17 protein-coding genes are annotated in these 18,852 nt (G+C 72.7%); 11 read left to right on the top strand and 6 right to left on the bottom strand.

Annotation, left to right across the window (positions count from 1 at the left end):
- Positions 1 to 11: 11 nt before the first annotated feature.
- The 5 genes from ACZ4WQ_RS38650 to ACZ4WQ_RS38670 all read left to right on the top strand — a co-directional run bounded on the left by ACZ4WQ_RS38650 (position 12) and on the right by ACZ4WQ_RS38670 (position 6,642).
- Positions 12 to 2,195, top strand: coding sequence for an acetyl/propionyl/methylcrotonyl-CoA carboxylase subunit alpha (locus tag ACZ4WQ_RS38650; RefSeq protein ID WP_398374720.1), 2,184 nt, complete (start codon positions 12 to 14; stop codon positions 2,193 to 2,195).
- A 187-nt stretch (positions 2,196 to 2,382) separates the two neighbouring features.
- Positions 2,383 to 3,540: an acyl-CoA dehydrogenase family protein gene (locus tag ACZ4WQ_RS38655; RefSeq protein WP_398374718.1), complete on the top strand. Its 1,158-nt coding sequence runs from the start codon at positions 2,383 to 2,385 to the stop codon at positions 3,538 to 3,540.
- 32 nt (positions 3,541 to 3,572) lie between these two features.
- Entirely contained in the window at positions 3,573 to 5,159 is a 1,587-nt protein-coding gene (locus tag ACZ4WQ_RS38660; RefSeq protein ID WP_385345362.1) for a 4-coumarate--CoA ligase family protein, read from the top strand.
- On the top strand, positions 5,156 to 5,962 hold the full coding sequence (locus tag ACZ4WQ_RS38665; RefSeq protein WP_398374717.1) for an enoyl-CoA hydratase family protein: 807 nt from the start codon (positions 5,156 to 5,158) through the stop codon (positions 5,960 to 5,962). The genes ACZ4WQ_RS38660 and ACZ4WQ_RS38665 overlap by 4 nt, the downstream gene beginning before the upstream one ends.
- On the top strand, positions 5,959 to 6,642 hold the full coding sequence (locus ACZ4WQ_RS38670) for a TetR/AcrR family transcriptional regulator (protein ID WP_398374715.1): 684 nt from the start codon (positions 5,959 to 5,961) through the stop codon (positions 6,640 to 6,642). The genes ACZ4WQ_RS38665 and ACZ4WQ_RS38670 overlap by 4 nt, the downstream gene beginning before the upstream one ends.
- On the opposite strand, the gene ACZ4WQ_RS38675 is transcribed toward ACZ4WQ_RS38670, so the two are convergent.
- Entirely contained in the window at positions 6,579 to 7,679 is a 1,101-nt protein-coding gene (locus tag ACZ4WQ_RS38675; protein WP_361184119.1) for a citrate synthase 2, read from the bottom strand. The genes ACZ4WQ_RS38670 and ACZ4WQ_RS38675 overlap by 64 nt on opposite strands.
- Before the next feature lie 438 nt (positions 7,680 to 8,117).
- Between ACZ4WQ_RS38675 and pdxH the strand changes: the two genes are divergently transcribed.
- A complete protein-coding gene (pdxH, locus tag ACZ4WQ_RS38680; protein ID WP_398374712.1) occupies positions 8,118 to 8,816 on the top strand; it encodes a pyridoxamine 5'-phosphate oxidase in 699 nt (232 codons plus the stop codon).
- 449 nt (positions 8,817 to 9,265) lie between these two features.
- Positions 9,266 to 10,732 (top strand): PAS domain-containing protein, encoded by a 1,467-nt coding sequence (locus ACZ4WQ_RS38685; protein WP_311724406.1) that lies wholly within the window; start codon positions 9,266 to 9,268, stop codon positions 10,730 to 10,732.
- A 40-nt stretch (positions 10,733 to 10,772) separates the two neighbouring features.
- Here the strand turns inward: ACZ4WQ_RS38685 and ACZ4WQ_RS38690 are convergent, their stop codons facing one another.
- On the bottom strand, positions 10,773 to 11,528 hold the full coding sequence (locus ACZ4WQ_RS38690) for an SIS domain-containing protein (protein ID WP_311724405.1): 756 nt from the start codon (positions 11,526 to 11,528) through the stop codon (positions 10,773 to 10,775).
- 230 nt (positions 11,529 to 11,758) lie between these two features.
- On the opposite strand from ACZ4WQ_RS38690, the gene ACZ4WQ_RS38695 reads away from it, so the two are divergent.
- From ACZ4WQ_RS38695 to ACZ4WQ_RS38705, 3 genes are all read left to right on the top strand, one after another.
- Complete coding sequence (locus ACZ4WQ_RS38695; protein ID WP_311724404.1) at positions 11,759 to 12,451, top strand: metal-dependent transcriptional regulator; 693 nt, start codon at positions 11,759 to 11,761, stop codon at positions 12,449 to 12,451.
- Positions 12,452 to 13,133: 682 nt separating this feature from the next.
- Positions 13,134 to 14,003, top strand: coding sequence for an alpha/beta fold hydrolase (locus ACZ4WQ_RS38700; protein WP_398374896.1), 870 nt, complete (start codon positions 13,134 to 13,136; stop codon positions 14,001 to 14,003).
- 80 nt (positions 14,004 to 14,083) lie between these two features.
- Entirely contained in the window at positions 14,084 to 14,488 is a 405-nt protein-coding gene (locus tag ACZ4WQ_RS38705) for a nuclear transport factor 2 family protein (RefSeq protein ID WP_311724403.1), read from the top strand.
- 62 nt (positions 14,489 to 14,550) lie between these two features.
- Here the strand turns inward: ACZ4WQ_RS38705 and ACZ4WQ_RS38710 are convergent, their stop codons facing one another.
- The 4 genes from ACZ4WQ_RS38710 to ACZ4WQ_RS38725 form a co-directional block, all read right to left on the bottom strand.
- Entirely contained in the window at positions 14,551 to 15,228 is a 678-nt protein-coding gene (locus ACZ4WQ_RS38710; protein WP_361184111.1) for an SRPBCC family protein, read from the bottom strand.
- A gap of 52 nt (positions 15,229 to 15,280) precedes the next feature.
- Positions 15,281 to 16,312 (bottom strand): medium chain dehydrogenase/reductase family protein, encoded by a 1,032-nt coding sequence (locus ACZ4WQ_RS38715; RefSeq protein WP_398374709.1) that lies wholly within the window; start codon positions 16,310 to 16,312, stop codon positions 15,281 to 15,283.
- 137 nt (positions 16,313 to 16,449) lie between these two features.
- A complete protein-coding gene (gene map, locus ACZ4WQ_RS38720) occupies positions 16,450 to 17,220 on the bottom strand; it encodes a type I methionyl aminopeptidase (protein ID WP_398374707.1) in 771 nt (256 codons plus the stop codon).
- Positions 17,221 to 17,302: 82 nt separating this feature from the next.
- Positions 17,303 to 18,058: a dienelactone hydrolase family protein gene (locus ACZ4WQ_RS38725; RefSeq protein WP_398374895.1), complete on the bottom strand. Its 756-nt coding sequence runs from the start codon at positions 18,056 to 18,058 to the stop codon at positions 17,303 to 17,305.
- A 112-nt stretch (positions 18,059 to 18,170) separates the two neighbouring features.
- On the opposite strand from ACZ4WQ_RS38725, the gene ACZ4WQ_RS38730 reads away from it, so the two are divergent.
- Complete coding sequence (locus tag ACZ4WQ_RS38730) at positions 18,171 to 18,653, top strand: MarR family winged helix-turn-helix transcriptional regulator (RefSeq protein ID WP_398374705.1); 483 nt, start codon at positions 18,171 to 18,173, stop codon at positions 18,651 to 18,653.
- Positions 18,654 to 18,852: the final 199 nt, after the last annotated feature.

Consider the following 18,852-nt stretch of genomic DNA (forward strand, 5'->3'; position numbering starts at 1 on the left):
TTTTCAAACCCGTGATCCGATCCCTCCTCGTCGCCAACCGCGCGGAAATCGCCCGCCGGATCTTCCGCACCTGCCGCGAACTCGGCATCGCCACCGTCGCCGTCCACTCCGACCCCGACGCCGCCGCGCCCCACACCCGCGAGGCCGACGCGGCCGTACGGCTCCCCGGCGCCGCCCCCGCCGACACGTATCTGCGCGCCGACCTCATCGTCAAAGCCGCCCTCGCGGCCGGCGCCGACGCCGTCCACCCCGGCTACGGATTCCTCTCCGAGAACGCCGGCTTCGCCCGCGCCGTCACCGACGCGGGCCTGCTGTGGATCGGGCCCCCGGCCGAGGCGATCGAGGCCATGGCCTCCAAGACCCGCGCCAAAGACCTCATGCGCGCCGCTGGTGTCCCCCTCCTCGCCCCCGTCGACCCCGACCGCGCCACGCCCGACGACCTCCCCCTCCTCGTCAAGGCGGCAGCGGGCGGCGGCGGGCGCGGTATGCGCGTGGTACACGACCTCGCGGCCCTCCCGGCCGAACTGACCTCCGCCCGCGCGGAGGCGCTGTCCGCCTTCGGCGACGCGGAGGTCTTCCTGGAGCCGTACGTCGAGGGCGCCCGCCATGTCGAGGTGCAGATCCTCGCCGACGCGCACGGCACGGTCTGGGCGCTCGGCACCCGCGACTGCTCCCTCCAGCGCCGCCACCAGAAGGTCATCGAGGAGGCCCCGGCCCCCGGGCTCACCGACGAGCTGCGCCACGCCCTCGACGAGGCGTCGGTCGGCGCGGCGCGCGCGATCGGCTACCGGGGGGCGGGGACGGTGGAGTTCCTGGTGGGGCGGGACGGGCGACCGTACTTCCTGGAGATGAACACCCGGCTCCAGGTGGAGCACCCGGTGACGGAGCGCGTGTACGGGGTGGACCTGGTGGCGCTGCAACTACGGGTCGCGGAGGGCGTACCCCTGCCCGCGGAGCCACCCCCGCCCCACGGCCACGCGGTGGAGGCCCGGCTGTACGCGGAGGACCCGGCGCGGGGGTGGCGCCCGGGGACGGGGGTGATGCACCGGCTGTCGTTCGCGGCCGGCCCGGTGGGGGGTGCGCCTGCTGTTGGTGCCGGGCCGGTGGGGGGTGCGCAGGGTGTTCGTGGCGGGTCCGGGGACGGGGCCTCCGGGGCTGTCACCCTGGACCGCATATTTACGGCGCCGGTGCCCGGAACCGCGGGGAACCCGGAACTTGGCGCCACAAATATGCGTAAGCGTCCAGGGCACCACCCCTGCACCCCCGCCCCCTCCCGTCTCGTCGGCGGCTCCCCGCCGGTGGACCTCGGCCCCGGCCAGGACTGGCTGCGGGTCGACTCGGGACTGTCCGACGGCGACGAGATCACCATCCACTACGACCCGATGCTCGCCAAGGTCATCGCCTGGGCGCCCACCCGAGCCGAGGCCCTGCGCCGCCTCGCACACGCCCTGGAACGGGCCCGGCTGCACGGGCCCGTCACCAACCGGGAGCTGCTCGTACGGGCGTTGCGCCACCCCGCGTTCGAGGACGCCCGCATGGACACCGGCTTCCTCGAACGGCACCTCGGGGAACTCACCGCCACCGACGACGACACCGCCCCCCTCGCCGCACTCGCCGCCGCCCTGGCTGACGCGGCGCGGCGGCCGGCGACCGTGGCCGGGCGGCTCGGCGGGTGGCGCAACGTACCGTCGCAGCCGCAGATCAAGAGCTACCGCTCCGAGCCCGACGGCACCGAGCACGAGGTCCGCTACCGCCTGACCCGCCAGGGCCTGATCGCGGACGACCACCCGAACACCCGCCTGCTTGAATTGAACCCCCATCAGGCCGTGTTGGAGATCGATGGCGTACGCCGAACATTCCACGTCGACACGTACGGCGAGGACGTCTACGTCGACTCGCCCCTCGGCTGCCACGCCTTCACCGCCCTACCCCGCTTCCCCGACCCGACGGCCCGTACCGAACCGGGCTCGCTGCTGGCCCCCATGCCGGGCACGGTCGTCCGCCTCGCCGAGGTGGCGGTCGGCGACCGGGTCGAGGCGGGGCAGCCGATTCTGTGGCTGGAGGCCATGAAGATGGAACACCGGGTCACGGCGCCCGCCGCCGGTGTGCTCTCCGCGCTGCACGCCACCCCGGGCCGGCAGGTCGAGGTCGGGGCGGTATTGGCGGTGGTGGTGGCGGAGGGGGACGAGACGTGAGGGGACGGGGGTGCAGGGGTGGTGCCCTGGACGCTTACGCATATTTGTGGCGCGAAGTTCCGGCCCAGTCAGCGTTTCCGGGCACCGGCGCCGTAAATATGCGGTCCAGGGTGACAGCCCCGGAGGCCCCGGCCCCGCCCCGTACCGAGCACCGCAACCAGTAGCCCGCACCCGGGAGGAGCCGCACATGACCCATGACCCGAGCACCAGCCCCCTGATAGACGGCCCCGAACGCACCGCCCTCCGCTCCGCCGTAGCGGACTTCGCCAAGCGTCGCAGCAGCGAGAAAACGGACCCCGACGCCCTCTGGGCCGAGGCCGGCAAGCTCGGCTATCTCGGCGTGAACCTGCCCGAGGAGTACGGCGGCGGAGGCGGCGGCATCGCCGAGCTGTCCATCGTGCTGGAGGAGCTGGGCGCGGCCGGCTGCCCGCTGCTGATGCTCGTGGTCTCGCCCGCGATCTGCGGCACGGTGATCGCGCGCTTCGGCACGGAGGAGCAGAAGCGCGCCTGGCTGCCGGGGATCGCGGACGGCAGCAAGCGGATGGCGTTCGGCATCACGGAGCCGGACGCCGGATCCAACTCGCACCGCATCACGACCACCGCCCGCCGCGCCCCCGGCGGCGGTTGGCTGCTGACCGGCCGGAAGGTGTTCATCTCGGGCGTGGACATCTCGGACGCGACGCTGATCGTGGGCCGCACGGAGGACGCGCGCACGGGCAGGCTCAAGCCGTGCCTGTTCATCGTGGAGCGCGGGGCGCCCGGGTTCTCATACCACCACATCCCGATGGAGGTCGTGGCGGCGGAGAAGCAGTTCGAGGTGGTGCTGGACGAGGTGGAGCTGCCGGCGGAGGCGCTGGTGGGGGACGAGGACGCGGGGCTGCTCCAGCTGTTCGCGGGGCTGAACCCGGAGCGGATCATGACGGCGGCGTTCGCGCTGGGGATGGGCCGGCACGCGTTGGCGAAGGCCGTGGAGTACGCGCGCGTCCGCCAGGTGTGGAAGGAGCCGATCGGCGCGCACCAGGCCGTGGCACATCCGCTCGCGCAGGCCCATATCGAACTGGAGCTGGCGCGGTTGATGATGGCGAAGGCGGCCCACCTCTACGACGCGGGGGACGACGCGGGCGCGGGGGAGGCGGCGAACATGGCGAAGTACGCGGCGGCGGAGGCGGCGGTGAAGTCGGTCGACCAGGCGGTGCACACGCTGGGCGGAAACGGCCTGACGACGGAGTACGGGCTGGCGAAGCTGATCACGGCCGCGCGGGTGGCGCGGATCGCGCCGGTCAGCCGGGAGATGATCCTCAACTTCGTCTCGCACCAGACGCTCGGGCTGCCCAAGTCGTACTGACGGACCGACCAGGACCTACGGAGGGATCCGCGATGGCGTGGCGCAGTGAGTACCCGGATGTCCCGCTCTTGGACCTGCCCATCCACGAGGCCGTGCTGGCGCGGGCGAGCGCCGAGTTCGGCGACCGGCCCGCGCTGGTGGACGGGGTGGACGGCACGGCGCTGAGCTACGCGGAGCTGGACCGCGCCACGCGGCGGTTCGCGGCGGCGCTGGCGGAGACGGGGGTGCGCAAGGGCGACGTGGTGGCGCTGCACAGCCCGAACTCGGTGCTGTATCCGGTGGTGTTGTACGGCGCGACGCGCGCGGGCGCGGCGGTGACGACGGTGCATCCGCTGGCGACGGCGGACGAGTTCGCGGAGCAGCTGCGGGACGCGAAGGCGGAGTGGATCGTCACCACGTCGGCGCTGCTGGGCGTGGCGCGGCGGGCGGGGGAGCGGGCGGGCGGGGTGCGCGAGGTGTTCGTGTGCGACGCCGTCGAGGGTCACCGGTCGGTTCCGGAGATGCTGGAGTGCACGGCGCCGGAGCCGGTGGTGGAGATCGACCCGGGCGAGGACATCGCGGTGCTGCCGTACTCGTCGGGGACGACGGGCACCCCGAAGGGGGTGATGCTGACGCACCGCAATCTGGCCACGAATCTGGCGCAGCTGCGCCCGCTGGTGCCGACGGGGCCGGAGGACCGGATTCTGGCGGTGCTGCCGTTCTTCCATATCTATGGGCTGACGGCGCTGGTGAACGCGCCGCTGCGGGACGGCGCGACGGTGATCGTGCTGCCGCGCTTCGATCTGGAGCGGTTTCTCGCGGCGATCGAGCAGCACCGGGTGACCGGCCTGTACGTGGCGCCGCCGATCGTGCTGGCGCTCGCCAAGCATCCGGCGGTCAGCGGGCACGACCTGTCGTCGCTGCGGTATGTGATGAGCGCGGCGGCGCCGTTGGACGCGGGTCTGGCGGAGGCGTGTGCGCGGCGGCTGGGGATTCCGCCGCTGCTTCAGGCGTTCGGGATGACGGAGCTGTCGCCGGGCTGCCATGTGGTGCCGCGCGCCGCGCGGGACGTGCCGCCGGGGACGGTCGGCAGGCTGATGCCGGGCACCGAGATGCGCATCGTGGAGACGGCGGGGGCGCGGCGGGATCTGGGAGTCGGGGAGGACGGCGAGATCCTGATCCGGGGGCCGCAGGTGATGAAGGGGTATCTGGGCCGGGCGGCGGAGTCGGAGGCGATGGTCGACGCGGAGGGCTGGCTGCGCACCGGCGATGTGGGGCATGTGGACGCGGACGGCTGGCTGTTCGTGGTGGACCGCGTCAAGGAGTTGATCAAGTACAAGGGCTATCAGGTGGCCCCCGCCGAGCTGGAGGCCGTGCTGCTGACGCACGAGGGGATCGTGGACGCGGCGGTGGTCGGGGTCCGCGACGCGGACGGCAACGAGATCCCCACGGCGTATGTGGTGGCGCGGCCCGGGGTCGCGCTGTCGGCGGACGAGGTGATCGCGTACGTTGCCGGGCGGGTGGCCCCGTACAAGAAGGTGCGGCGCGTGGAGTTCACGGGCGCCGTGCCGCGCTCGGCCACCGGCAAGATCCTCAGGCGTGAGCTGCGCGCCAGGGAAGGGAGTACGACGGCCTCATGACGGACGCTCACGTACGGCGCGCGCACGCGCGCGGTGTCACCGCGCTGACCCTCGATTCGCCGCACAACCGCAACGCGCTCTCCGCCCGGCTGGTCGCCGAGCTGGGCGAGGCGCTGGCGGCGGCCGGGCGGGACGCGGGCACGCGGGCGGTGCTGCTGACGCACACCGGCAACACGTTCTGCGCGGGCGCGGATCTGAGCGAGCCGCCCTCGGCGTCGGCGGCGCTGGATCTGGTCGCGCTGTTGCGGTCGATCGTGGAGCTGCCGAAGCCGGTGGTGGCGCGGGTGACCGGGCATGTCCGGGCGGGCGGCCTGGGGCTGCTGGGCGCGTGCGACATCGCGGCGGCGGGCGGGGGCGCGAGCTTCGCCTTCACCGAGGCCCGGCTGGGGCTCGCGCCCGCGATGATCTCCATACCGCTGCTGCGCCGGCTGGACCCGCGCGCGGCGGCCCGCTACTTCCTGACGGGGGAGCGGTTCGACGCGGCGGAGGCGGCGCGGATCGGCCTGGTGACGCTGGGAGACCCGGGAGCGGACGTGGACGAGCTGCTCGCGCCGGTGCTCGACGGGCTGCGGCGCGGGTCACCGCAGGGGCTCGCCGAGTCCAAGCGGCTGGTCACGGCGGAGGTGCTGGGGGTCTTCGAGCGGGAGGCGGAGCGGCTGGCGGAGCGGTCTGCGGCGCTGTTCGCCTCGGCCGAGGCCCGCGAGGGCATGGCGGCGTTTCTGGAGCGGCGGGATCCGGTGTGGGTGTCGGAGCTGACGCGGGAGGACGCGGGCGCGGTGCGCGGCGGCGGGGAGGCGCGGTGAGCGCCCCGCGCGCCGCGCTGCGCGACCCCAAGCAGGACCGCAGCCGCGCGACGCGGCAGCGGCTGCTGGAGGCGGCCGTGGCCTGTCTGGCCGAGCACGGCTGGGCCAGGTCCACGGTGGCGGTGGTGGCCGAGCGGGCGGGGGTGTCGCGGGGCGCGGCCCAGCATCATTTCCCGACCCGCGAGGACCTGTTCACGGCCGCGGTACAGCATGTCGCCGAGGAGCGCTCGGCCGCCCTGCGCACGCTGTTCTCGCACGAGGGCGGGCACGAGGGTGAGCGGGAGTCGATCGCGGCCGTGGTCGAGGCCTTGGCGGACCTGTACACGGGCCCGCTGTTCCGGGCCGCGCTCCAGCTGTGGGTGGTGGCCTCGTACGAGGAGCAGCTGGGCGCGCGCGTGGCCGCCCTGGAAGCGCGGATCGGCCGGGAGACGCACCGGATGGCGGTGGAGGCGCTGGGCGTTGACGAGACCGTGCCGGGCGTGCGGGAGTCCGTGCAGGGCTTCCTGGACATGGCCCGCGGCCTCGGCCTCGCCAACCTGCTCACCGACGACCGCGCCCGCCGCGACCGGGTGGTGGCGCAGTGGGCGCGGATCCTCGAGGACGTCCTGCGCGGCGGTCAGCGGGAGGGGTCTGTGCAGCCCTCGATGTCGTGCGGGCTGCGCGGGCCGGGGCCGATGTAGTGGGCGGAGGGGCGGACGAGGCGGCCGGTGCGCTTCTGCTCCAGGATGTGCGCGCTCCACCCGGCGGTGCGGGCGCAGGTGAACATGGAGGTGAACATGTGCGCCGGGACCTCCGCGAAGTCCAGGACGATGGCCGCCCAGAACTCGACGTTGGTGGCCAGCACCCGGTCCGGCCGCCGGTTGTGCAGCTCGTCGAGGGCCGCCCGCTCCAGCGCCTCGGCGACCTCGAAGCGCGGCGCGCCCAGCTCCTTGGCGGTGCGCCGCAGCACGCGGGCGCGCGGGTCCTCGGCGCGGTAGACGCGGTGCCCGAAGCCCATGAGCCGCTCGCCGCGGTCGAGGGCCTGCTTGACGTAGGCGGTGGCGTCGCCGGTGCGCTCGATCTCCTCGATCATGTGGAGCACACGGGAGGGCGCGCCGCCGTGCAGCGGGCCGGACATGGCGCCGACCGCCCCGGAGAGCGCGGCGGCGACGTCGGCGCCGGTGGAGGCGATGACGCGGGCGGTGAACGTGGAGGCGTTCATGCCGTGCTCGGCGGCCGAGGTCCAGTAGGCGTCGACGGCGGCGATGTGCTTGGGGTCGGGCTCGCCGCGCCAGCGCCGCATGAAGCGCTCCACGACGGTCTCCGCCTTGTCGATCTCCCGCTGCGGGACCATGGGGAGGCCCTGGCCGCGCGCGGACTGGGCGACGTACGACAGCGCCATCACGGCGGCGCGGGCGAGGTCCTCGCGGGCCTGCGCCTCGTCGATGTCGAGGAGCGGTTTGAGTCCCCAGACGGGCGCCAGCATGGCCAGCGCGGACTGCACGTCGACGCGGATGTCGCCGGAGTGGACGGGGATGGGGAACGGCTCGGCGGCGGGCAGCCCGGGGTTGAACGCGCCGTCGACCAGCAGGCCCCATACGTTCCCGAAGGAGACATGGCCCACGAGGTCCTCGATGTCGACGCCTCGGTAGCGGAGCGCGCCGCCCGCCTTGTCGGGTTCGGCGATCTCCGTCTCGAACGCGACGACTCCTTCGAGTCCGGGTACGAAGTCGGACATCAGGCGGCTCCTCGTGATGTGGTCGACGGTGGACGAGCGGCGGGTGGGGCGAATTCGGCGGGGGCTCGGCGGGGGTTCGGCGGGGACGGGGGTGGGACTCGGACGGTACGGCGGAACTCGGGCGCCCGGCTACCGGGTGATCCGGGATGTCGTGGGGCGCTCGGCGCCGGGACGGCTCCACGGCCGCGCGCGGCTCGCGGTCCGTACCGGACACCCCGGTGATGCCCCGTGCGGGCGGGTCTCATCCGGCCGTGCCGGGCGCGTACCGCCCGGCGGGCACGTGACCAGCCACAGTCTGGTGTCTGAGGTACCCCCGGGGAAGCGTGAGAAGCGGCACACGCCTCCGCCCGCGCGGAAAGGGTTACGGCGCGGCGGGAAGGGGCAGGGGAATCGCCCGTTCGGGGCAGTACCCGAGGCGCGGTGTTGATGTTGCAAGATATGCGCGTGCCTCACGTTGACCCGCAATTCTCGGCGCGGCCGGCCGCGCGCACCTACGACCCGGCCGCCATGCGCGAGCACTACCGCGCGGAGGGCATCGCCGAGAGCGATCTCGCGGCCGACCCGTACGAGCAGTTCACGCGGTGGTTCGAGCAGGCCGTGGCGAGCGGGCTGTTCGAGCCCAACGCGATGGTGGTCTCGACGGCGGACGCCGCCGGGCGGCCCAGCTCGCGCACGGTGCTGATGAAGAGCTTCGACGCGCGCGGGTTCGTCTTCTACACCAACTACAACTCGCGCAAGGGCCGTGAGCTCACCGAGAACCCGTATGTGTCGCTGCTCTTCCCCTGGCATCCGATCGCCCGCCAGGTCGTGATCACGGGCACGGCGCGGCGGACCGGCCGGGACGAGACGGCGGCGTACTTCAGGACCCGCCCGCACGGGTCGCAACTGGGGGCGTGGGCGAGCGCGCAGTCCTCGGTGGTCGGCTCGCGGGAGGAGCTGGACCGGGCGTACGGGGAGCTGGCGGACCGCTATCCGCCGGGGGAGCAGGTGCCGGTGCCGCCGGAGTGGGGCGGCTTCCGGGTGGTGCCGGACGCGGTGGAGTTCTGGCAGGGGCGGGAGAACCGGCTGCACGACCGGCTGCGGTATGTGCCGGGCACGGGCGGGGAGGGCTGGCGGGTCGAGCGGCTGAGCCCGTAGGCGGGCCTCCGAGCAGGAGCAGGAGAAGGGGAGAACGCAGACGACCCGTGGGTCTTCCCCCGCGCCGCGAGGCGCAAGGGGAGCCGGTCGGACGTACCGGCGACCCACGGGTCGGGTGACTGCTTGGGATTGGCCGGCTGCGCACATGCTTCGTGCGCCGGTCCGGCGAATGCGCTGAGCGCGACAACGGACCGCTAGCCCGCAGTCACCTCACGCGTCCGGATTTGATACATCTGCCGAACCACCTCCCTTCTCGTGTGCTCCACACCCTAGGAACCGCTTCGCCACGCCACAAGTGAATTTCCGGGACGCAACGATTTCGCGGAATCCGGTGTGGCGCGTGTCACGTTCGAGTTGAATGTCACGGCGTGCACCACCGCACGCGGTCCACCAGGGGGTGTCCGGTGAGCGCTTCGCGACGTTCCGAGCCCGCACAGCCGGCTCGTGCCGTGCCGTCCGCTCCGACGCCGCCGCGGGCCGCCGAGGTCCGGCCGCCGCGCAGCGGCGCCGACCCGGGAGACGACTCGGGGCTGCTCGCCGCGCTGCTGGACGGCATGGACGCCGCCCTGTGCGCCTTCGACGCCCAGGGCACCGTCACCCACTGGAACCGCGAGGCCGAGCGCATCCTGGGCTGGTCGGCGCGGGAGGCGGTGGGCCGCAAGGGGCTCGCGGGGTGGGCGGTGCGGGCGGCGGACGCGCACGAGGTGGAGGCGCGGCTGATGGCGGCGATCGAAGCCCCGGGGCGCCAGGTGAACGAGTTCGCGCTGCTGACCAAGGACGGCGGCCGGGTCCTGGTGCGCACCCAGTCCTCGGCGGTGCCGCGGGCGGACGGGCGGCCGGGCGGGGTGTACTGCGCGTTCAGCGAGGTGCATACGCAGATCGATCTGGAGCGGTCGATAGCGCTCAGCGAGGCGCTGCTGGACGACGCGTCGTGGAACGTGGTCCTGGTCGACGCCGATCTGCGCCCCGCGGTCGTGAACAGGAACGCGGCGCGCGCGCTGCGCACCGGTCGTACGGCGGCGCTGGGGCGCCCGCTCGGGGAGCTGCTGGACCAGGGCCTGGAGGAGCTGGAGTGCGCGCTCCAGCACGTCCTGGCGGAGGGCGCGCCACCGGCGCCCACGGAGCTGTGGGTGAGCCTGCGGGAGTCCGGCGAGGGCGGTCGCGGCTTGGGGGGCGTACGGGGCCTGACGGGCGGGGGCGTCGCCGGAGAGGGCGGCGCCCCCGCCCGGCGCTGCTGGCGCAGCGGCTTTCTGCGGCTGGCCTCGCCGCTGGCGGAGGAGCCGGTGCCGCTCGGCGTGGCCTGGATCTTCCAGGACGTGACGGAGCTCAAGCGGCACGAGCTGGACGGCTCGCGGCTGCGCTTCCGCGGCAACCAGCTCCAGCGGGCGGCGCGGGCGGCGGCCGAGTGCGAGGACCCGTCCGAGGCGGCCACCGTCCATCTGGACTTCGCGCTCGCGGGCTTCGCCGACCACGCCCTGATCGACCTGGTCCTGGGCGGGCCGCGGGCCGACGGACCGGATGACGGGCCGAGCCGGGTCCGGCTGGTGCGGGCGGCGGCGACGCCGGGCAGCGGCGCCCCGGGCCCGTGTCCGGCGATCGTCCAGGGGGGCATTCCGGTGGCGTACGCGGAGAGTCACCCGGCGCTTCTGGCGGCGGAGCGCTGCGGGTCGGTGCGGGTCAGCGCGAACCGCGTGGAGGAGGCGGTCGCCACCGGGTGGGCGACGGCCCGCAAGTGGCCCGACGGCACGGTCCACGGCCTGTGCGCGGTGCTGCGCAGCCGTGGCCGCACCCTGGGCGTGGTCACCTTTCTGCGCGGCTCCGGCCGCCGCCCCTTCGACCGGGCCGACGCCGGATACGCGGAGGACGTCTCGGCCCGCGTCGCCGCCGCCTTGGACCTGGCCCAGCAACTGGGCTAGGACATGTCCCAGGCCCGCCGCAGGCGGCGGAGGGGCGCGCCTAGCGCTGGTAGAAGATCCGGTCGCCGTAGTCGGCCATGATCTGCCGGTTCCAGTCATGGCCCCCGTCCACGTTGCCGGAGCGCAGCATCGGCGGGTCGATACCGCGCTCGGCGAGCTCGCCCGCCGCCGTGGCCATCACGGCCTGCATCAGCGCGGAGGTGACGACGGTGGAGGCGGGGCCGAAGGGCGCCCCGACGCCGTCGGCGCTCAGTTCGGCGTCGCCGACCGCGATCTTGCTGTCGAGGACCACGTCGCAGTGGTCCTTCAGGAAGCTTCCGGAGCTGTGCCGCGAGGTGGTGGCGGTGGTGTACGCGACGGAGGTCACGCCGATCACCTTGAGGCCGAGGGCGCGCGCGTGCATGGCCATCTCGACGGGCAGCGGGTTGCGCCCGGACAGCGAGATGACGAAGAGCACGTCGCCCGCGCGCACCGGGCTGTTGTCCAGGACGACGCCGGCGAGCCCGTCGACGCGCTCCAGGGCGCTGCCGAGCGTGGCGGGCATCACGTCCACGCCGACCATCCCGGGGACGGGGAGCAGGTTCATCAGGGCCAGGCCGCCCGCGCGGTAGACGACGTCCTGGGCGGGCAGCGAGGAGTGGCCCGCGCCGAAGGCGAAGAGGCGGCCGCCCGCGACGACCGTCTCGGCGATCAGGGCGCCCGCCGCGCCGATGTTCTCGGCCTCCTCGTCGCGTACCCGCCGCAGCAGGCCGATGGCGGCGTCGAAGTACTGCCCGGCCTGCTTGCTCTCGCTCATTCTGGGGTGAACCTTTCCGTCGGATCCTGTGCCGTGTCGGGTGCCGAGTGGCGCGGATCACGTTGGGCCGTCGGTCAGGGAGCTGTCAATACTGGCTCCGCACCGGCCCTGTTCCCGATCAGGACCCGATCGCACCGACGGGTACGGCGACGCCGGACCAGGCCCCGTTGTCGGCGGGATGCGTCAGAATTGGGGTCAGGGCCACCGCACGACACATTCGAGGGGCACGCATGTCCGGACTGATCGACACTACGGAGATGTATCTCCGCACCATCCTCGAGCTGGAGGAGGAGGGTGTGGTCCCGATGCGCGCCCGGATCGCGGAGCGGCTCGACCAAAGCGGCCCGACGGTCAGCCAGACCGTGGCGCGCATGGAGCGGGACGGCTTGGTGACGGTCGCGGGCGACCGTCACCTGGAGTTCACGGAGGAGGGTCGCCGGCTGGCGACCCGCGTGATGCGCAAGCACCGGCTCGCCGAGTGTCTGCTGGTCGATGTGATCGGGCTGGAGTGGGAGCAGGTGCACGCCGAGGCGTGCCGCTGGGAGCATGTGATGAGCGAGGCGGTGGAGCGGCGGGTGCTGGAGCTGCTGCGCCACCCCACGGAGTCGCCGTACGGGAACCCGATCCCGGGCCTTGAGGAGCTGGGCGAGAAGGCGGAGGCCGACCCGTTCCTCGACGAGAGCATGGTGAGCCTGCGCGAGCTGGAGCCGGGCACGGAGGGCAAGACGGTGGTGGTGCGCCGGATCGGCGAGCCGATCCAGACCGACGCCCAGCTGATGTACACGCTGCGCCGGGCGGGTGTGCAGCCGGGCTCGGTGGTGAGCGTGACGGAGTCGCCGGGCGGTGTGCTGGTGGGCAGCAGCGGTGAGGCCGCCGAGCTGGACGCGGAGATCGCGTCCCATGTGTTCGTCGCCAAGCGCTGAGCACTACCGACCCTTGTGGCGCACCTGCGTAACTCCGGCGACACGCTGACCGAATCGACCGGTTCGGCCGATTCGACGGTCGTGACCTGCGACGGTGGCTTTTTCTGAGGTTTTTCTGACATCGGAATCGGTGGAAACCGAGCGCCCGGGCCCATCGCGTGCGACTCTGTCGCGGAGGCATATATGCACGGGCGCGCTCGTGCGCCGAGGTGTGCTGGGGATCCGGGGCGGGGCGTGCGAGGTCTGCTCGTCCGCCTTCCCGGGTTGGGGGGAGGGGGCTCCTTATGGGCCTGACGGGCGGTGCCGCTCCGCGGGCGATCGACGGCAAGGGCAGCGAGGACGGCGAGGACGGTAGGGACAGCGAGGGCCCCGGCGCCTTGAGCCGCCGGGGCCCTGCCTCCCCATGTCCCCCCTCTGGGCCCCCGGCCCCACGGTCCGCTGTGACGCGGCCCGCGCGGCCGGAGGCCTTGGCGACCCGGAGCCCCGAGCTCTCAGGGTCGGCCCCCGCGGACTCCCTTCCCCGAGTAGTCCGCCTCCCGCTAGCTGTCTCCCCTCGGTGCGGACGATCAATCCCCTGGCGCGGTCACTCGAACGAGGGGTGTTGTCGGCTCGTGACGGCGTGTTCGAATACAGGTTCGATATCCTGGGGCCGGTCGAGGGAGGAATGGGGGTGTCGGAGCACATGGTGCGGCGCATCGACGTGACGGGAGCCGGCGGCGTGCGGCTCGCCGCCTGGGAGTTCACCGAGCCGCCCAAGGCGGGCGGCGGCGCGCGGGCGTCGCGCGGGCCGGGTGTTCTTCTGCTCCATGGCCTGATGGGCCGCGCGGCGCACTGGGCGCACACCGCGCGCTGGCTGGCCGCCCGCCATCGGGCCGTCGCCCTCGACCAGCGCGGCCACGGCCGTAGCGAGAAGCCCGCCGACGGCCCGTTCGACCGGGGCACCTATGTGGCCGACGCCGAGGCCGCGGTCGAGCAGCTGGGCCTGGCCCCCGTCACCCTGATCGGCCATTCCATGGGCGCGCTCACCGCCTGGCAGCTGGCCGCCCGCCGCCCCGATCTGGTCCGGGCCCTGGTGATCTGCGATATGCGGGCCTCCGCGCTCGGCGCCGCCTCGCAGGCGGAGTGGGCCGAGTGGTTCGCGTCCTGGCCGCTGCCGTTCGCGACCCTCGCCGATGTGCGCAAGTGGTTCGGCGAGGACGATCCGAGGCTGGAGCGGCCGAGCGCCCCGCGGGGCGACTTCTTCGCCGAGATCATGACCGAGCGTTCGGACGGCTGGCGTCCGGTCTTCTCCCGCCGCCAGATGCTCAAGGCCCGCGCGACCTGGGCCCATGACGCCCATTGGGAGGAGCTGGCGCTCGTGGAGTGCCCGACCCTCGTGGTGCGGGGCCCGGACGGCGAGTTGGGCCGGGCGGAGGCGCAGGAGATGGTGCGCGTCCTGCCGCGGGGTCAGTACGCGGAGGTGACGGAGGCGGGCCATCTGGTCCACTACGACCAGCCGGAGGGCTGGCGCCGGGCCGTGGAGCCCTTCCTGGCCTCGGTGCTGCCCGCGTAAGCCGGAGACATCCCGGGCGGATTGGGTCGGCTGCGGTCAAAGGGTGTCTAGGCTTGTCGCTGCCACGGAAGGGCGGTGCCATGGATGCTGAGTCCCGGATCAGGGCCGCGATCGAGGAGCATTGGCGGGCGTCGGAGCGCGGGGATATCGAAGCCGAGCATGCCGTTTACGCTGCGGACGCGATCCTGGACTACCCGCAGTCGGGCGAGCGTTTCCGGGGCCGCGAGACGATTGCGGCGCAACGTGGCGGGCACCCGGCCGACCGGCACTTCACCGTCCAGCGGATCACCGGCCATGCTCACGTATGGGTGAGCGAATGCGTCATCACCTACGACGGCGTGCCTTCGTACTCGGTGAGCATCATGGAGTTCGCTGACCATCATGTAGTGCACGAGACGCAGTACTTCGGCGGCCCATTCGGCGCGCCGGCGTGGCGGGCCGCGCTCGCGGAGCCGATGCCGGGACGGACTGTCACGGAAGCCTGATACTCGGCCGCCTGGCCGCATCATCCCGCCCGCACAGCGCCGACCGGACTGCTCGGACGGTCTCAGTGCGCTTGGGCGCGGGCTTCCGCGGTGGTCTTCAGATCGCGCAGCCAGGCTTCGAGGCCCGCGCCGAGGGCCGCGGTCGCGGTGGGGACATCCGATTCGACCTGGGCGCCGGTCCAGGTCTCCTCGGTGTGGACGCGGACGCCGCCCTTGACCTTCGTGAAGGTCCACAGGTGGACGCCCTCGTCGATGCGCAGCCCTTCGCCGATCGCGGGCCCGCGCCACAGAATGCAGTGGCCGCGCTGGAGTTGCCGGACGGTGGAGGTGATGTCCAGGGTGGTGGCGGGGGTTGACGGGGTGGCGGGCGCCGGGGTGGTCCACCGGAACTGCGAACCCTTCCGCAGGGGGCCGGGGTCGAGGCGCTTCATGGTGAGGACGGGGGGCTGCCAGGCCGGCCAGCGCTCCACGTCGGTCTGGAGCTTGAAGATGGTGCTCAGCGGCGCGTCGATCACGACGTCGGACTGATAGCGGATGCGGGCCGTGGGGTCGACGCCCTGCCCGCGGCACTGCGAGGCGCCGCCGTGATGGCCCTGGGCGGCCGGGGCTGCCTGGGCGGGCGGGGCGGGCGCCCCGAGGACGCCGGCGACGGCGAGCGAGAGCGTGAGGGCGGCGGCGCGCACGCCGGTCCGGGGCCGGGACTGCCGGGCGGGTGAGGTCGACGGGCCGTTGCTGGACATGGGTGTTCCCTTCAGCTGTCGGGTGGGGGTGGCGGCGTGCGTCGGACAGGGCCTACGGAGTCAGTACGACCTTTCCGGCGACGGTGCCGGATTCGGCCAGCCGCATCGCGTCCGCGGCGCGGGTGAGCGGCAGTTGGGCGGCGATCTGGGCGGTGACGTCACCGCGCTGGAAGGCCGCGAAGACCTGGGAGAGATCGGCGCGCAGCCGGTCCCGGAACCCGTTCTTGGTCAGGGCCCGCCCGGCCCAGACGTTGAAGAAGTAGGCCCGGCGGCGGTTGGGCAGGGCATTCCACAGCCACACCCGGCCGAGGAGCTTGAAGACGGGCCACTGCTTGGACCCCTGGTCGTCCCGGGTGGAGGCGCTGCCGTAGGAGACGAGCGTGCCGCCGGGGGCGAGGAGGCGCCAGGAGTCGACGATGCCCCGGCCGCCGACGTGGTCGAAGACGGCGTCCACTCCGCCGGGGGCGAGTTCGCGGATCCGCGCGGCGACGTCCCCGGCGCGGTAGTCGACGGGGGCGACCCCCTGCTCCCGCAGGGCGTCGTGGTGGCGGGCGGACGCCGTGCCGATCACCTTCACACCGGCGGCGTGGGCGAGCTGGACCAGAACGGAGCCGACGCCGCCGTTGGCGCCGTGCACCACGACGGTCTGCCCCGCGCGGACGCGCGCCTTGCGGTGGAGCATCTGCCAGGCGGTGATGCCGTTGACGACCAGGGTCTCCGCCTCGGCCGCGCCGATCCCGTCGGGGACCTCCACCACGTCCGCCGCGTCGACGACCACATGGCTGGCCCAGCCGCCGACCTTGACCAGCGCGGCCACCCGGGTGCCGGCCAGCCCCGGCTCGACGCCCTCGCCGGTCGTCAGCACCGTGCCGACCAGGTCGTAGCCGGGGACGAAGGGGAACGCCGGCTGGTCGTAGTACCGGCCGCGGCGCATCTGCTGCTCGGCGAACGAGACTCCGGTCGCCTCCATCAGGATCACGACCTGTCCCGGACCCGGGGTGGGGACGGCTCCGTGCCGGATCTCCAGCCCTTCCGGCTCGACCGTGCCCGGCAGGACGACCTCGACGAGTCCACCGGCGTTCATGACGACCTCCACTGCGCTTCGCGTTTCGCTGGATGCTCTTGCGTTCGTTAGAAGTTATAACGCGAAGGCGCGCGGGGCGTCAATGGTTTCCGTGAGAGGTTCTAACTGGTTCTTCGGTGAGGGCCTCGCCGCCGCGCTTACCTCGGCAGGGTGAGGATCTCGGCTCCGTCGTCGGTGATGGCGATCGTGTGCTCGCTGTGCGCCGTCCGGCAGCCTGTCGCACTGCGGAGCGTCCATCCGTCCGCATCGGTGACGAGTCGAGCGGTGTCCGCCATGACCCACGGCTCCAGTGCCAGCAGCAGCCCGGGGCGCAGTGTGTAGCCACGGCCGGGTCGTCCGGCGTTCGGGACATGCGGGTCCTGGTGCATCGTCGATCCGATGCCATGACCTCCGAACTCGGTGTTGATCGGGTACCCGGCCTCGCTGAGGGCCGTGCCGATGGCGTGGGAGATGTCGCCGATGCGGGCCCCGGGTCCGGCGGCGGCGATCCCCGCGGCCAGCGCGCGTTCGGTCGCGCTGATCATCGCGACGCTCTCCGGGGGCTTTGCGTCGCCCACGATGAAGCTGATGGCGGCGTCCGCGGCGACTCCGCCCTTGGAGACGGCGAGGTCGAGTGTCAGCAGATCGCCGTCGGCGAGCGTGTAGTCGTACGGCCGTCCGTGGAGCACGGCGTCATTGACGGCCGTGCAGATGTAGTGGCTGAACGGGCCGCGCCCGAAGGAGGGCGCGTAGTCGACGTAGCAGGACAGCGCTCCCGCCTCGACGATCATGGCCTTGGCCCACTGGTCGATGTCCAGCAGGTTCGTGCCGATCGCGCTGCGGCTCTTCAGCGTCTGGAGGATGTGGGCGACCACGGCGCCTGTGTCTTTTGCTCGGGTCAGTCGGCTGGGGCTCAGGATCTCGATCACGCGGCGTCCTTCTCGTGAAACCAATAACTATACCGGCCATACTGTACCGGTACTTGAATTGGATTCATGGTCGGGCTGCCGCTCACTCCCGCGGCCGCATTGCCCGGTCGAGGAGGGGGAGCAGGCGGTCCCAGTGGCGCTGGAGCCCGGGGGCGCTGAAGGCGTCCGTGTCGGACATCGTGAAGCCGTGGACGGTGCCGGGGTAGATCTCGCAGGTGTGGCCGAGGCCCGCGGCATCCAGGGACTGGTTGAGCTCACTGATGATCGCGGGCGACAGGTCGCCTTCGGCGAGGCCGAGATGTACTTCGGCGCTGAGCTCGGGGATGAGGCGGTGCGGGCTGTCGGGCGCGTCGGTGACCACGAAGCCCGGGTGGAATCCGGCGACGGCGGCCACCTGGTCGGGATGGGCCGCTGCGGTGCGCAGCGCCAGGAGGGTGCCGATGCAGTAGCCGGTCACGGCCACCGGTCCTGACCTGACCTCGGGCTGGGTGGTGAGGAACCTGAGGTAGGCGTCGGCGTCGCGCAGGACGCGTTCGGTGGTGGTGTGTGCCTTGAGCAGGGGCATCAGCTGGGCGATGACCGCGGGCCTGGCCTCTTCTCCGATGTACTCGGGAAGTTCCACCACCGGTGCCGGGCCGTGCCGGTAGTAGAAGTTGGGGACGAGCACGTAGTAGCCGTGCCCGGCCAGTTCGCGGGCCTTCCGCTCCAGCTCGGGTCGCAGGCCGAAAGCGTCCGTGTACAGCAGCACCCCAGGGTGCCGATCGCCGTCGTCGGGGGAGGCGGCGAAAGCGTCGGCCTGGCCGTCAGGGGTGGGAATCCGGAGTGTCTTGGTGGGAATGGCGGATCTTCCTTCCAGGGGTTTGCCCGACCACCGTTAGTCACACTAGCGATGTCGGCGCAAGCGAACGTACATCGCTAGTCGGACTAACGCAATGGGTAGAATGGGCGCCATGACCAGAGCCGAAGCCACGGACATGCCCGACGACGGCGCGCTCAAGACGCCCGACCGACTGCGGCGACGGGCGAGCCGGCTGTTGTCGCAGCTGTCCACGCGGTCGGACCGGCTGGTCAACGAAGGGCTGGCCGAGGCCGACGCCCGCAAGTGGCACTACGCCGTGCTCGCCTCCCTGGAGGATCACGGGCCCGGCAGCCAGGCGACGCTGAGCAGACGCACCGGCATTTACCGCAGTGACATGGTCGGCGTGCTCAACGAACTGGCCGAGCGTCACCTCGTCGAGCGGGCGCCGGACCCCGACGACCAGCGCCGCAACATCATCACGATCTCCGCCCAAGGCCGCCGTCAACTAGGCCGCCTCGACCAGGTCCTGGACGACCTTCACGACGAACTGCTGGCACCGCTGAGTCCGGCCGAACGCGACCAGTTCGTGCAGTTGCTCACCCGACTGCTGGACTACCACGCCCGGACCTCCTGACCTCGCGTAGTGGCAAATGTCCGGTGCTATTCTCGTCTGCGCGATGACGAAAACGTTCCTGATCACGGGGGGTGTGATCGCGTGCAGGCCAAATACCGGGCTTCCGTAGTCGCGTTGACGGCGTCGTTGCTGCTGGGGGGCTTGACGGCCGTGGCGCCGACGGCGTCCGCGGTGGGCGCGTCGGCGTGCCGGTTCGATT

The organism is Streptomyces sp. NPDC028305, assembly GCF_055569495.1.